Source organism: Pseudomonas sp. LBUM1648 (assembly GCF_059716145.1).
Map to the genome: position 1 here is coordinate 2120822 of NZ_CP166808.1, position 13775 is coordinate 2134596.

General features: G+C 59.5%; 13 protein-coding genes. 4 read left to right on the forward strand and 9 right to left on the reverse strand.

Translation table 11 applies throughout. The annotated features are described in order from the left end of the window. Together ccoO and ccoN are read right to left on the reverse strand one after the other, a co-directional pair. Positions 1 to 609, reverse strand: coding sequence for a cytochrome-c oxidase, cbb3-type subunit II (gene ccoO / locus ACA043_RS09780; RefSeq protein ID WP_497659069.1), 609 nt, complete (start codon positions 607 to 609; stop codon positions 1 to 3). A gap of 10 nt (positions 610 to 619) precedes the next feature. Further along, a complete protein-coding gene (gene ccoN / locus ACA043_RS09785; protein ID WP_489878679.1) occupies positions 620 to 2044 on the reverse strand; it encodes a cytochrome-c oxidase, cbb3-type subunit I in 1425 nt (474 codons plus the stop codon). Positions 2045 to 2139: 95 nt separating this feature from the next. Between ccoN and ACA043_RS09790 the strand changes: the two genes are divergently transcribed. The 3 genes from ACA043_RS09790 to ACA043_RS09800 all read left to right on the forward strand — a co-directional run bounded on the left by ACA043_RS09790 (position 2140) and on the right by ACA043_RS09800 (position 5080). Next, on the forward strand, positions 2140 to 2820 hold the full coding sequence (locus ACA043_RS09790; RefSeq protein ID WP_401265543.1) for an alpha/beta family hydrolase: 681 nt from the start codon (positions 2140 to 2142) through the stop codon (positions 2818 to 2820). A gap of 990 nt (positions 2821 to 3810) precedes the next feature. Further along, positions 3811 to 4176, forward strand: coding sequence for a DUF6124 family protein (locus ACA043_RS09795; RefSeq protein ID WP_497659070.1), 366 nt, complete (start codon positions 3811 to 3813; stop codon positions 4174 to 4176). A gap of 538 nt (positions 4177 to 4714) precedes the next feature. Beyond that, complete coding sequence (locus ACA043_RS09800) at positions 4715 to 5080, forward strand: DUF6124 family protein (protein ID WP_497659071.1); 366 nt, start codon at positions 4715 to 4717, stop codon at positions 5078 to 5080. A gap of 67 nt (positions 5081 to 5147) precedes the next feature. Here ACA043_RS09800 and ACA043_RS09805 read toward each other — a convergent pair whose 3' ends face one another. The 4 genes from ACA043_RS09805 to inhA all read right to left on the reverse strand — a co-directional run bounded on the left by ACA043_RS09805 (position 5148) and on the right by inhA (position 9224). Further along, positions 5148 to 5621: a hypothetical protein gene (locus ACA043_RS09805; RefSeq protein ID WP_497659072.1), complete on the reverse strand. Its 474-nt coding sequence runs from the start codon at positions 5619 to 5621 to the stop codon at positions 5148 to 5150. A gap of 239 nt (positions 5622 to 5860) precedes the next feature. Next, positions 5861 to 7426, reverse strand: a complete 1566-nt coding sequence (locus ACA043_RS09810) for a methyl-accepting chemotaxis protein (RefSeq protein ID WP_497659073.1) — start codon at positions 7424 to 7426, stop codon at positions 5861 to 5863. A gap of 102 nt (positions 7427 to 7528) precedes the next feature. Then, complete coding sequence (locus ACA043_RS09815; protein WP_497659074.1) at positions 7529 to 8320, reverse strand: CPBP family glutamic-type intramembrane protease; 792 nt, start codon at positions 8318 to 8320, stop codon at positions 7529 to 7531. A 217-nt stretch (positions 8321 to 8537) separates the two neighbouring features. After that, complete coding sequence (inhA, locus tag ACA043_RS09820; protein WP_497659075.1) at positions 8538 to 9224, reverse strand: isonitrile hydratase; 687 nt, start codon at positions 9222 to 9224, stop codon at positions 8538 to 8540. A gap of 89 nt (positions 9225 to 9313) precedes the next feature. On the opposite strand from inhA, the gene ACA043_RS09825 reads away from it, so the two are divergent. After that, positions 9314 to 10285: a GlxA family transcriptional regulator gene (locus tag ACA043_RS09825; protein ID WP_489878683.1), complete on the forward strand. Its 972-nt coding sequence runs from the start codon at positions 9314 to 9316 to the stop codon at positions 10283 to 10285. Here the strand turns inward: ACA043_RS09825 and ACA043_RS09830 are convergent. The 3 genes from ACA043_RS09830 to ACA043_RS09840 all read right to left on the reverse strand — a co-directional run bounded on the left by ACA043_RS09830 (position 10282) and on the right by ACA043_RS09840 (position 13669). After that, complete coding sequence (locus ACA043_RS09830; protein ID WP_497659076.1) at positions 10282 to 10671, reverse strand: hypothetical protein; 390 nt, start codon at positions 10669 to 10671, stop codon at positions 10282 to 10284. The two genes, ACA043_RS09825 and ACA043_RS09830, sit on opposite strands and share 4 nt — an antisense overlap. Positions 10672 to 11049: 378 nt before the next feature. Beyond that, positions 11050 to 12876 carry a glycoside hydrolase family 15 protein gene (locus tag ACA043_RS09835; protein WP_497659077.1) on the reverse strand — a complete coding sequence of 609 codons (1827 nt, stop codon included), beginning with the start codon at positions 12874 to 12876 and terminating at the stop codon, positions 11050 to 11052. Continuing rightward, positions 12869 to 13669: a glucose 1-dehydrogenase gene (locus ACA043_RS09840; protein WP_187680924.1), complete on the reverse strand. Its 801-nt coding sequence runs from the start codon at positions 13667 to 13669 to the stop codon at positions 12869 to 12871. The genes ACA043_RS09835 and ACA043_RS09840 overlap by 8 nt, the downstream gene beginning before the upstream one ends. Positions 13670 to 13775: the final 106 nt, after the last annotated feature.

The window sequence follows — 13775 nt, forward strand, 5'->3', positions numbered from 1 at the left end:
TCACCTCTTGCTCTTGATCGCAGTGCCGAGCACTTGCAGGTAGGAGACGAGGGCATCCATTTCGGTCTTGCCCTTGAGGCTGGCCACCGCACTGCTGATGTCGTCGTCGGTGTACGGCACGCCGAGGGTGCGCATGGTTTTGAGCTTGGTTTCGGTATGGCTGCTGTCGACCGCTTGCGTGACCAGCCATGGATAGGCCGGCATTTTCGATTCGGGCACAACGTTGCGCGGGTTGTACAAGTGCGCACGGTGCCAGTCATCCGAGTAACGCGCGCCAACCCGGGCAAGGTCCGGACCGGTACGTTTCGAACCCCACAGGAACGGGTGATCCCACACGCTTTCACCGGCCACCGAGTAGTGCCCGTAGCGTTCGGTTTCGGCGCGGAACGGCCGGATCATCTGCGAGTGGCAACCGACGCAGCCTTCGCGGATGTAGATGTCGCGGCCTTCCAGTTGCAGCGCGGTGTAGGGCTTCATGCCTTCCACCGGTTTGTTGGTGACGTCCTGGAAGAACAGCGGGACGATCTGGGTCAGGCCGCCGATGCTCACGGCGAACACCATCAGCAACATCAGCAGGCCGACGTTCTTTTCAATCGTTTCGTGTTTCATGGCGGACTCCTCAGGCCATCTGCGCGGCGGCAACGACGTCAGCAGGCTGCGAGGCCCGCACGGTGCGCCAGGTGTTGTAAGCCATCAGGAACATGCCGCTGAGGAAGATCGCCCCACCAATCAGCCGCACGACAAAACCTGGGTGGCTGGCCACCAGGGTTTCGACGAAGGAGTAGGTCAGCGTGCCGTCCTCGTTCACCGCACGCCACATCAGGCCCTGGGCGATGCCGTTGACCCACATCGAAGCGATGTAGAGCACGGTGCCGATGGTCGCGAGCCAGAAGTGCGCGTTGATCAAACCGATGCTGTGCATCTGCTCTTTGCCGAAGATTTTCGGGATCATGTGGTACAGCGCGCCGATCGAGATCATTGCCACCCAGCCGAGGGCGCCGGCGTGTACGTGGCCGATGGTCCAGTCGGTGTAGTGGGAGAGGGCGTTGACGGTCTTGATCGCCATCATGGGGCCTTCGAAGGTCGACATGCCGTAGAACGCCAGCGACACCACGAGGAAGCGCAGGATCGGGTCGCTGCGCAACTTATGCCACGCGCCCGAGAGGGTCATCATGCCGTTGATCATGCCGCCCCAACTCGGTGCCAGCAGCACCAGCGACATCACCATGCCCAGCGACTGCGCCCAGTCCGGCAGCGCGGTGTAGTGCAGGTGGTGCGGGCCGGCCCAGATGTACAGAGTGATCAGCGCCCAGAAGTGCACGATCGACAAACGATAGGAATACACCGGACGCTCGGCCTGTTTCGGCACGAAGTAGTACATCATCCCGAGGAAACCGGCGGTGAGGAAAAAGCCTACGGCGTTGTGGCCGTACCACCATTGCACCATCGCGTCGGTCGCACCGGCATACACCGAGTAGGACTTGGTGAAACTCACCGGCAATTCCAGATTGTTGACGATGTGCAGAATCGCCACGGTGATGATGAACGCACCGAAGAACCAATTGCCGACATAAATGTGCTTGGTCTTGCGCTGCATGATCGTGCCGAAAAACACAACCGCGTAGGCGACCCAGACGATGGTGATCAGGATGTCGATCGGCCATTCCAGCTCGGCGTATTCCTTGGAACTGGTGTAACCCAGCGGCAGGCTGATTGCCGCCAACAGGATTACAAGCTGCCAGCCCCAGAAGCAGAACGCGGCGATTTTCGGCGCAAATAGCTGAGTCTGGCAGGTGCGCTGCACCGAGTAGAACGAACTGGCGAACAGCGCGCAGCCACCGAAGGCGAAGATCACCGCGTTGGTGTGCAGCGGGCGCAAGCGGCCGAAACTGGTCCAGGGCAAATTGAAGTTGAGTTCGGGCCAGACCAATTGAGCCGCGAGAAAAACCCCGAGGCCCATGCCGACGATGCCCCACACCACCGTCATAATGGCGAATTGGCGGACCACCTTGTAGTTGTAGGCGGTACTGATAGAAGTGTTCATGGTTCCCCATCCACGGTTCAGCCGAAGTGAGCGCACGCAGAAAACGCTGCGAATCCTTCGTCTGGAGTTATAGGCAGACTAAAAGCGAGGCAAGCATGGACAAACAGCACAAGGCCAGTATTGACGGGGATCAATGGGCGCAGTGCGTACGTGATCATGGGTGGTTATGGGATGCGGCTGTGGGTGAGGCTTCGGCGACGTTGATCCTTGCGCATGGGGCGGGTGCGCCGATGGATAGCGAGTGGATGACGGATATGGCTGGGCGCCTTGCTGGGCTTGGGGTGAACGTGTTGCGGTTCGAGTTTCCGTATATGGCGCAGCGGCGGGTGGATGGGGGCAAGCGGCCGCCGAATCCTGCGGCGAAACTGCTTGAGTGCTGGCGCGAAGTATTTGCCGAAGTGCGACGCCATGTCGCTGGGACTTTGGCCATCGGTGGTAAGTCCATGGGCGGGCGGATGGCGAGTCTCTTGGCCGATGAGTTGGGCGCTGATGCCTTGGTTTGCCTGGGTTATCCGTTTTATGCGGTGGGCAAACCGGAGAAGCCGCGGGTTGAGCATTTGGCTGGTTTGCAGACGCGGACGTTGATTGTGCAGGGGGAGCGGGATGCGCTGGGTAATCGTGAGGCGGTTGAGGCTTATTCGTTATCGCCGAGTATTGAGGTGTTTTGGCTTGTGGCGGGGGATCATGACCTGAAGCCGCTCAAGGTTTCCGGGTTTACGCATGAGCAGCATTTGGCCAGTGCCGCGCAGAAAGTAGCCGAGTTTCTCAGCAGCTGACCGAGCTGGTCTGAGATTTTGAACTGCATGAAGATCTGCTCCCTTTCCCCTCGCCCCCATGGGGGAGAGGGCTGGGGTGAGGGGGATCGATTTCAGTCACGACATATTTTTTGGGTACATATCCATTGCTGCGGTAACGGCCACTTAGGGTTTCGCCCTGACGGCGACTCACTTTTTTTACAAACGCCTAAAAAAAGTAAGCAAAAAAACGCTTGCTCCTACGTGCGGCCCGCTCGCTGGGGCTCGGGGTTCCTTCGCTCCGGGATCGATCCGGGCGCAGCGTCTCCGGTTTGCTGCGCTGCACCTCCTCTCGCTGTGTTTGGCTTCGCCAAACGGTCGCTGCGCTCCCACGCCCAGATCGATCCCTCCACTCAGCCTTCCGACGTCGCCCGTGGATCAAGATCAAAAGCGGCAGCCGAGCTAACGCTCATCCTTTGAGTGGGGCGGCATGCGCCGCGTGCGGGGTGTACTCATTCTTGTGGGAGCTGGCTTGCCAGCGATGGCGGCCTACCAGCCGACCAATCCCTTGCTGATGTACCCGGCCCAACTGTAGGAGCGAGCCTGCTCGCGAAAGCGGCCTGACAAACAACATCAAAACAACAGGCCAACTTCCCGCTTTTTCTGCCCATAAACGCAATCCCGCGAGCACGTTTAAGCTACACAACCCGTTACGCCATCGGGCCTACAACACCTTGCGCCGTTACCTACGCGTACGCCAGAATCCGCCGGCTTACTTGGCTATGAGGCGGGCGGTATCGTTTCCCTGTCACTGAAAATCAGTGATCGGGTTTGGTAGCCCGTCTGTAATAGCTGTATGGCAACACCGTAGGCAGTCCCTCTTCTTGGGGCTCGGTTTTATGGTGGTCATGCGTGGGGCTCACTCGTGAGCGCCGGGTTCCTATTGCAGCCGGTCTACCAACCCGCGTATGGCCGCCACCCTCGTTTGGTAGCGAGAGTGATGGCTCCTAAACTGCAATAGGAGTGTCATCCATGTTCAAAATCACGCCAAACCCACCGCACACCGATCCGATCCCCCACGACCCTGCGCTCGACCCGCAAAAGATAAAAGAGGCAACCGATCGCGCCCTCGATTACTACCTCAAACCCGAAGACCTGGCGGCTCCGCCAAAATCGCCCAAGTTTCGCCCCGTGTTTCTCGTTGACCCCACGCTGGATGACGAAACCCTGCTCGTCGAAGCCTGTGAGTCGCTGTCGTACGCCCATGCCATGGCCGGTAATATCGCCAACTCGGTGGGCGGCCCGGAGCGCAAACCGCTGCTGGCGCTGCAACAGGTGATCATGCTGAACGAGCTGTTGGTCAATCGGTTGCTGGATAAGTTGAAGTTGCCTCAATAATTTCGCTGGCTGTTATGGACTCTTCGCGAGCAGGCTCGCTCCCACACTGGATTTGCGGTGGCACACATATTTTGTGCCCGACGACGATCCCTTGTGGGAGCGAGCCCGCTCGCGAAAGCGGTCTGCCAGACAACATCAAAAGAAGAGGCTGATTACCGGCAATTTCAGCGAGTAAACGTAATCCCATGAACACGTTTAAACCACACAAAGCGTTACGCCATAAGGGCTACAACACCTTGCGCCGTTACCTACGCGTACGCCAGAATCCGCCGGCTTACACGGCTATGCAGTGGGCTATATCGTTTCCCTGTCACTGAAAAACAGTGATCGGGTTTGGTAGCCCGCTTCGGTACCGCCGTATGGCGCCACCTTATTCAGCCTCTTTTTGCGGCTGCGTTTTTATGGTGGACATGCGTGGGGCTCATTCGTGAGCGCCGGGTTTCCGTATCGACCGGTCTACCAACCCGCGCATGGCCGCCACCCATCGTTTGGTAGCGAGGGTGATGGCTCTTATTAATTTCGATACGAGACTTCATCCATGTTCAAAATCACGCCAAACCCACCGCACACCGATCCGATCCCCCACGACCCTGCGCTTGACCCGCAAAAGGTAAAAGAGGCAACCGATCGCGCCCTCGATTACTACCTCAAACCCGAAGACCTGGCGGCTCCGCCAAAATCGCCCAAGTTTCGCCCCGTGTTTCTCGTTGACCCCACGCTGGATGACGAAACCCTGCTCGTCGAAGCCTGTGAGTCGCTGTCATACGCCCATGCTATGGCCGGTAATATCGCCAACTCGGTGGGTGGCCCGGAGCGCAAACCGCTGCTGGCGCTGCAACAGGTGATCATGCTGAACGAGCTGTTGGTCAATCGACTATTGGATAAACTCCGTTTGCCGCAATAGTTGCGAAGCCGATGAGTGGGGCGTTTGCCCCGCTCATCGCACAGAAGCCGTACCGCCTAATGCTGATTCATTGATCGGTTCTTGTCAGTTTGAACGTTCCGTTCGGCCACAAACGATAACCTTCGGATTTGAACGTTGCGGTGAAGTCACCGGTGACGGTGCCTGTTGTCCGGTCCAGTCTGATTGTAAGTTCCGCGTCATCGGCATCGACAGTTGCGAATCCCGTGAAACCCGGTGGGGCAGGTATCGAATGGATATGGGCAACATGCAACCCTTTGCCGTCATTCAGTTTGTAGGTGTACTCCATCAAATCTTCATCGAGATAAGGCACGCTCAGAAGAAAGCTAAAGTAGTTTTCTTCGTCCAACGATCCGGTCGAACCGGCAAAGACCCAACTTTCTTCGCCGGTAGGCGCGAAGACGCTATAGGCGAACGAGCTGTGTTGAGCGTTGATGGGCTCAGCCCCGAAACTCCAGTGAAAATCATTGGTGTCGGGCTGGAAACTGTTTTGCTTCGTGATGAAAATGCACTTCGCGCTCATGATGAAATCCTTCTCCGTGTATGAACAAAGACAGGTGAGAACACCTGGATGCCATTGAAGGTTCTTTAATGAACGCGCGTCTACTGTAAAACCTGACAGCTAGACAGCGTCGGGCAAGTGTGGATGCGTAGGCAAACCAAGGTAGTCAGCGAATTCCGGCTCTGGCGCCATCCATTTCCGACCTGCAATAAAAAACCCGGAAGCTTTCGCTGTCCGGGTTTTTGTTATCGCCAGTTCAGTCAGCGGTTAAACCGCTCCACCAACGAATACTGCGTATTGGCCGTCTTCGTCAGCTCTTCACTCAGCAATGCCGAGTTGTGCGCCTGTTCCGAGGTCTGATCCGCCAGTTCCGAAATATTGCTGATGTTGCGGCTGATTTCTTCAGCCACGGCACTTTGCTCTTCGGTCGCGGCGGCGATCTGGGTGGTCATGTCGGTGATGTTGGCCACCGCTTCGCTGATGCCGACCAGTGCCTGATCCGCTTCCAGGACTCGCGCTACACCTTCTTCAGCCTGGCGATGCCCGGCTTCCATGGTTTGTACCGCACTCGAAGCAGTCTGTTGCAACTTGGCGATCAAGGCGTGAATCTGCCCGGTCGATTCGCTGGTACGTTGCGCCAGTTGGCGAACTTCGTCAGCCACCACGGCAAACCCACGGCCCATCTCGCCGGCACGGGCCGCTTCGATGGCGGCGTTGAGGGCGAGCAGGTTGGTCTGGTCGGCGATGCCTTTGATCACGTCGACCACGCCGCCGATTTCGTCGCTGTCCTTGGCCAGTTGGGTCACGGTCAGGCCGGTTTCACCCACAACCACCGACAAGCGCTGAATGGCTTCGCGGGTTTCGCCGGCGATGTCGCGGCCGCGACCGGTCAGGCGATTGGCCTCTTGAGTGGCATCAGCCGTGCGCTGCACGTGGCTGGCGACTTCCTGAGTGGTGGCGGCCATCTGGTTGACGGCGGTGGCGACCTGTTCGGTTTCCACGCGCTGACGTTCCAGGCCGGTAGAGCTGCTGTGCGCCAGTCGGTCGGACTGTTTGGCCTGATCGGTCAGGTGTTCGGCGGTGTCCTGCAGACGGGTCAGGCAGGTTTTCAGGCGTGCTTCCTGGCTGAGGATCGACATTTCCAGACGTGCCTGGGCGCCACGGCTGTCGGTGTACATCTGCGCGATCAACGGGTCGGACGTGGTCTGCCCGGCCAGACGCAGCAGGCGTTTGAGCCCGCGTTGTTGCCATTGCAAACCCATCAGGCCCAGCGGCACCGACAGACCGGCCGCCAAAGCAAAGCCCCAGTGCGAGTTGAGTGTCGCGCCGATCACGAAACCCAGCTGACTGACCAGAATGAACGGCAGCCAGTCTTGCAGCACCGGCAGCCATTTATCGCTGGAAGGGATTGCCGACTTGCCCTGGTTGATGCGTTGGTAGAGCGCTTCGGCACGGCGGATCTGTTCGGCGGTGGGTTTGATCCGCACCGACTCGTAACCGACCACTTGATTGCCTTCAAACACCGGTGTCACGTAGGCGTTAACCCAGTAGTGGTCCCCGGACTTGCAGCGATTCTTGACAATGCCCATCCATGGCAAGCCTTGTTTCAGTGTGCCCCACATGTGCGAAAACACCGCCGCCGGGACGTCGGGGTGACGAACCAGGTTGTGCGGCGCACGGATCAGTTCCTCACGCGAAAACCCGCTGATCTCGACGAAAGCGTCGTTGCAGTAGGTGATCATGCCCTTGGCGTCGGTTGTGGAAATCAACCGTTGCTGAGCCGGGAAAGTCCGTTCGCGTTGTGTGATGGGCTGGTTATTACGCATGGTTTTTCAATCCGCAAGGCTTTGAAAGGTTGTCGGCGGTGTCAGCTTTTTATTGAAATTTTTTTTCAGATTTATGTACGGCGTCGCAAAACCGGCCTTGCTTCAGCCCGCGAGCATCGGATAGGTGAACAAGCCGAAATGCAGCAGGTTCAGCCCGAAATGCGTGGCGATCGCCGCGCCGAGTCCGCCAAAACGGTAGGCCAGACCATAGCCGACACCTGCCAGACCCGCCAGCAACACCCATGTCCAGCCAGCGCCGATATGCGCCAGTGCGAACAATGATGAAGCCAGCAGCAGGGCGAGATTTTCGCCGTATGGCAGGTGCTTGAAGCGTCGGCTCAGGCCGCCCTGTATATAGCCGCGAAACAGCGCTTCCTCGACCAGCGTCACCAGCAGCAGATTATTCAGCACCCACAGCCACGCCTGATCCGGCCACTTCGGCGCCCAGGCGATCACGCCCAGCAACACAGCCCCGCCGAGGGCGAGGATCGCGCTCAAGGTCAGGGCGAGAGCGCTGGCGTACACCGTCAGGCGCAATGAACGCCGCGCGACAATCCATGGGCAGACCAGCAACAGCCAGAGGCCGATCAGCGGTTTGTCCTGATTCAGGTACATCGAGAACGGTACGGCGTTGTCGGTGAAGCGTTGCGGGTCGATGGCGCGACCGTTGTAGAAACCGGGCAACCAATGCAACGCCAGCGCCAACGCCAGAACGACGAACAGACCGTGACCGAGATAGCGCGCGACCGGCACGTGTTGCTGACGTACGGCAAAACCGGCGAAGAGCAGAAGCCCGACAGAAATCAGCGCGAGCCAGCCGAGTTGGCCGTAACTCAGCGCCAATCCGTAGCCGATACCGAGAAGTGCCAGATAAAGCCATGGCAGAGACTTCATGGAGGGTCCTTGTGCAGATTTTGTGGAAGGGCTTTCTACACGGACGGGCGGCGGGGGACAAGTGAAGGTGAAGAGCAAAGCAGGGGCTGAAGCCAGTGACAGCCGACCTGTAGGAGCTGCCGAAGGCTGCGATCTTTTGATCTTGATCTTGAAAAAGCCAAAGTCAAAAGATCGCAGCCTTCGGCAGCTCCCACAGGGTTTTGTGGATGGCTGAGGATCAGCGCAAGTTGAGTTTCGCCGCCGCGCGCCCGGTGATTTCCGTGCGCAGTTTCAACGATTGCGCCGCACGCAGCCGGGCTTCATCGACGATTGCGCTCGGCGCTGTATCGGGGCTGCCGGCATTAAACGGCGGTGCCGGCGCGTACTCAAGTTGCAACTGCACCAGTTGCGCCGTATCGGCATCAACCAGTTCAGCCGCCAGCACCAGCGCAAAATCGATCCCGGCAGTAATCCCGCCACCGGTAAACAGATTGCCGTCACGCACCACCCGATCCTTCACCGCAATCGCGCCCAGTGTCGGCAGCAGATCGTGATACGCCCAGTGCGTGGTTGCGCGTTTGCCTTGCAGCAGGCCCGCCGCGCCAAGCACCAGCGAACCCGTACACACCGACGTCACGTAACGCGCCTGCGCCGCCTGACGTTTGATGAAGCTCAGCGTCTGCTCATCTTCCATCAGCGGCCCGACGCCACCGCCACCGGGCACACAGATCACATCCAGATCCGGACAGTCCTCGAATGTGGTGGTCGGCTTGAGCAGCAGCCCGGTGCTGGCGGTGACCGGCATCAGATCCTTCCAGATCAGATGCACCTGCACGCCCGGCAGCGAAGCGAGCACGTCGTATGGCCCGGTCAGATCCAATTGCTGAACCTGCGGAAACAACAGAAAACCGATCTGCAGCGTCATCGTTCTTGCTCCATTAAAAGGGGTGGACGGCTTCACTGTAGGCGCGTAGGTTTTGGCGCATACGCCAATTACCCCACGAATTACGCCAAATGCCCAAAGCCATCCACGTACTCGCGTTTGCCAACATGCAGATCCTCGATGTCACAGGTCCCTTGCAGGTATTCGCCTCGGCCAATGATCTCGCCCGTCAGCGCGGCTTGCCGGTTCCTTATGCGCCGTCAGTGATTGCCAGCGAGGGCGGGGCGGTGATGTCGTCGGCGGGGTTGGCGGTGCTGGCCGAACCGTTACCGGTGGAGCCGAGCGATACGCTGATCATCGCGGGCGGCTGGGGGATTTATTCCGCCGCTGAAGATGTGTCACTCGTGGACTGGGTGCGGGAACACGCGGCGAAATGCCGGCGCGTGGCCTCGGTGTGCACCGGGGCATTTTTGCTCGCGGCCAGTGGCTGGCTCGACGGTCGTCGCGTCGTCACCCACTGGACCCGTTGCGAGCAACTGGCGCAGCAGCACCCTAACTTGCAAGTCGAGGCCAATCCGATCTTCATCAACGACGGCCCGGTCTGGACCTCGGCAGGCGTCACCGCCGGCATCGATCTGGCGCTGGCCATGGTCGAGGAAGACCTCGGCCGCGACATCGCGCTGGATGTTGCCCGACATCTGGTGGTGTTCCTCAAACGCCCGGGCGGGCAGTCACAGTTCAGCGTGACGTTGTCGCTGCAGAATCAGGGCAATCGTTTCGATGACTTGCATGCCTGGATCGCCGAAAACCTGACCTGCGATCTCGGTGTTCCCACCCTCGCCGAACAGGCCGGAATGAGCGAACGCAGCTTCGTCCGCCACTACCGCGCCGACACCGGCCAGACCCCGGCGCGGGCTATCGAGTTGATCCGCGTCGAGACCGCGCGGCGGCTGCTCGGTGATACTGGGCTGCCGGTCAAGCGGATTGCTGCCAATTGTGGGTTTGGCAGTGAAGAGACGTTGCGCCGCAGTTTCCTGCGCGCCATCGGCGTGACGCCGCAGGCGTATCGGGAGCGGTTTTCGGTGAGTGCCGCTGTTCCTTAAGCCTCAGCTTCCGCCACCTGATTGAAATACTTCGTCCGATCCGGGGTAAACGTCACCACCATCTTCGTCCGTGAACACGTCAGCGAACGCTCCGCACTCAAATCGACATCCAGATCTTCTCCGCGCAACCCTTGCCATTGGGCGAGGTATTTCAGTGAGCCGTACTTCTCGTTTTTCTTCAGGCTGCGGCTGACGCCACCTTTCCAGCCGAGCACCGGCAGTTCACCCGCGAGGCATTGCAGAGCGAGGTCGGGGAAGCGGGTGGCGCGCTGGCGGCCGATTTCCCAGCATTTGATCAGGCCTTTGTCGGCGGCTTCCCACAGTTGGGTGCGGGTAAGGCCGGTGCGCAGGGGGGAATTGATGGTGCGCTGGACGTGCTGGGACATTCTGGTTCCTTGAATTCGGGTTTTGTTGGACAGCTCCGCTGTGCCCGTTGCGCTTGATGGTAGGGGTGGATGTAACCGCTGGCAACAAGGTATTTCAGGGTGTAAGTGCAAGTTGCGGGGGGAGGGATTGAGTGGTGGTGTTTAGCGAATGTAGGAACTGAGCCGCGCAACTGTGGTGAGGGGATTTATCCCCGACCGGCTGCGCAGCAGTCGCAAAGTCAGTGAATGCGGTATTTCTGGAGGATTGCTTGTGGAGGGTTTGGGGCTGCTTCGCAGCCCATCGGGGATAAATCCCCTCGCCACAGGGAGTGACTGATTGTAGGAATTAGTCTTGCTGCGAGTGGGAGGTGGCAAATGTCCGACAGACTCCGATGACAATTACGGCTGCCACTCACTCTTTTCCCCACTCAAGCGCCTATCGAGAAAACTCGCTGCACTGATCAATGCCAGATGCGTCAGTGCTTGGGGGGTATTGCCCAGATGCCGCCCATGGCTGTCGAACTCTTCGGCGTACAGCCCCAACGGATTGGCATAGCGCAGCAATTGTTCGAATTCCAGATGGGCCTTTTCCACTTGCCCGGCACGGGCCAGGCATTCGACATACCAGAATGAACACGCAGCAAACGCGCCTTCAGTGCCGGTCAAACCGTCGATGTTGGCGTCATCATTGCGGTAGCGATAAACCATGCCGTCGCGCACCAGCGTCTTTTCGATGGCCTCAAGCGTCGACAGCCAGCGCGGGTCCTTCGCGCTGACGAAACGCACCAGCGGCATCAACAGCATTGAACCATCCAGCGCAGTGCCGCCCTTGTACTGCACGAAATGCCCGCGTTCTTCGTCCCAGAAGTTGTCCCAGATGTCGGCGTAGATCGCTTGGCGAGTCTGATCCCATTGCGCGAACGGTGCCGGCAGCGAGCGCTTCGAGGCCAGCCGAATCGCCCGATCCAGCGCCACCCAGCACATCAGCCGCGAGTGCAGAAAGTGATGTTGCTCACCACGCATTTCCCAAATGCCTACATCCTTGGTCTGCCATGTCTCACAAACCTGATCGACCACTTCGCGCACGTGTTTCCAGCCTTCGTGGGAAATCGCGTCACCGTACTTGTTGACCAGATACACCGCGTCCATCAACTCACCAAAGATGTCGAGCTGGATCTGGTCATACGCGCCATTGCCGATCCTGACCGGTTGCGCACCGCCATGGCCTGACAGGTGGGTCAATTCGGTTTCCGGCAATTCCTGACGACCGTCGATGGCGTACAGAATGTTGAGTTTCATCGGTTGGCCACAGCAATCGCTGACCCGTCCGCGTAGCCAGCCCATGTAGGCGTTGGCTTCACTGACGAAACCCAGACGCATGAACGCGTAAACCGTGAACGAGGCATCGCGGATCCAGGTGTAGCGATAGTCCCAGTTGCGCTCGCCGCCGGGGGTTTCCGGCAGGCCGAAGGTGGCTGCGGCGAGGATCGCACCGTGTTTGCGTGAGGTCAGCAGCTTGAGCGCGAGGGCGGAGCGGTTGACCATTTCCCGCCAGCGTCCGCGATAAATCGACTGACCGATCCAGTCGCGCCAGAACTTCAGGGTGCGTTCCATGCAGAAGTCACCGGCACCTTCGGCAAAGCGCGGATCGTCGGTGGCGCCGAGCATGAAGGCGGCGGTCTGATTCTGTTTGAGGGTGAAGCGGGTAACCGCTGCATCTGCGTCGACTTGCATGGGCTGATCCGAAGCCAGACGCAGTGTTGGTTGCCCTGTGGCACTGAACACCACGTCTTTTTGATCCAGCTGCGCACGGGTGTCGGCGCGGGAATAGTCGTGACGAACGGCGCAGCGCATGTGGAACGTCGCCTCGCCACTGACCACCCGCACCCGCCGCATCAGCAGTGGCAAGTCATCTTCACTGTCGCCCACCGGCAGCATGTCGGTGATTTCCACCACGGCATATTCACTGAGCCAGCGGGTTTGCAGGACGTTGGTGTCCGGCAGGTAAATCTGCTCGCGGCGGGCATCGGGCAAGTCCGGCGCCAGTTGAAAAATCCCTGCGTCAGGGGTGTCCAGCAGCGAACAGAAAATCGATGGGCTGTCGAACTCCGGCCAGCAGAAAAAATCCACGCTGCCCTTGTCGTTGACCAGTGCCGCACTGCGCATGTCGCCGATGATGCCGTGGGCGTCGATCGGGCTTTGTCGTTCTGGATGATGCTCAGCCATTGCCGCGAAACTCCGGATAGAGGCTCATGCCGCCGTCGATAAACAGGGTGGTGCCGACGATGTAATCGGCGGCATCGGAAGCGAGAAACACCACCGCGTTGGCGACGTCTTCGACATCGCCGATGCGTCCGTAGGGAATCAGCTCAAGCAGTTTTTCGCCGGCCGCGCCTTCGGTGGCTTCTTTATTGATGGCCGTGCGGATCGCACCCGGCGCAATGCCGTTGATGCGAATGCGCTGATGGCTGACTTCCTGCGCCAGAGACTGCATCAACAGATCGACGCCGCCCTTGGACGCGGCGTAATTCACATGCCCGGCCCAAGGGATGCGCTGGTGCACCGAACTCATGTGAATGATTTTGCCGGCGGCCCGGGACACGCCTTCGCGCACGCCCTGACGGTTGAAAATCCGCAGGGCGGCGCGGGCGCAGAGAAACTGGCCGGTGAGGTTGACGCCGATGACCGCGTTCCAGTCCGCCAGCGACATGTCCATAACCGCCGCGTCTTTTTGCAGACCGGAGTTGGCCACCAGAATGTCCAGCGAACCGAAGGCGTCGAGGGTCTCGGCGAACAGCCGTTCTACGTCATCTTCCTTTGACACATCGGCGCGAATGGCAATCGCCTGACCGCCGTCGGCGATGATCTGCCGGGCGAGTGCTTCGGCGGGTTCGGCCTGGCGGTTGTAGTTGATGACCACGGCGGCGCCGGCAGCGGCAAGGGCTTTGGCGGCGGCGTGGCCGATGCCGGAGCTGGCGCCGGTGATGAGGGCAACTTGGCGGGCGAGGGAAATCTGCATGAGTGTCAGGGCCTGAAGCGTTAGTCTTGAATAGCTGACTGGCCGGCGCAGGCGAGAGTTCAGTGAAAAAATAGCTGCCCCTGCCAGCCCAATGCGCTTTGAGGGG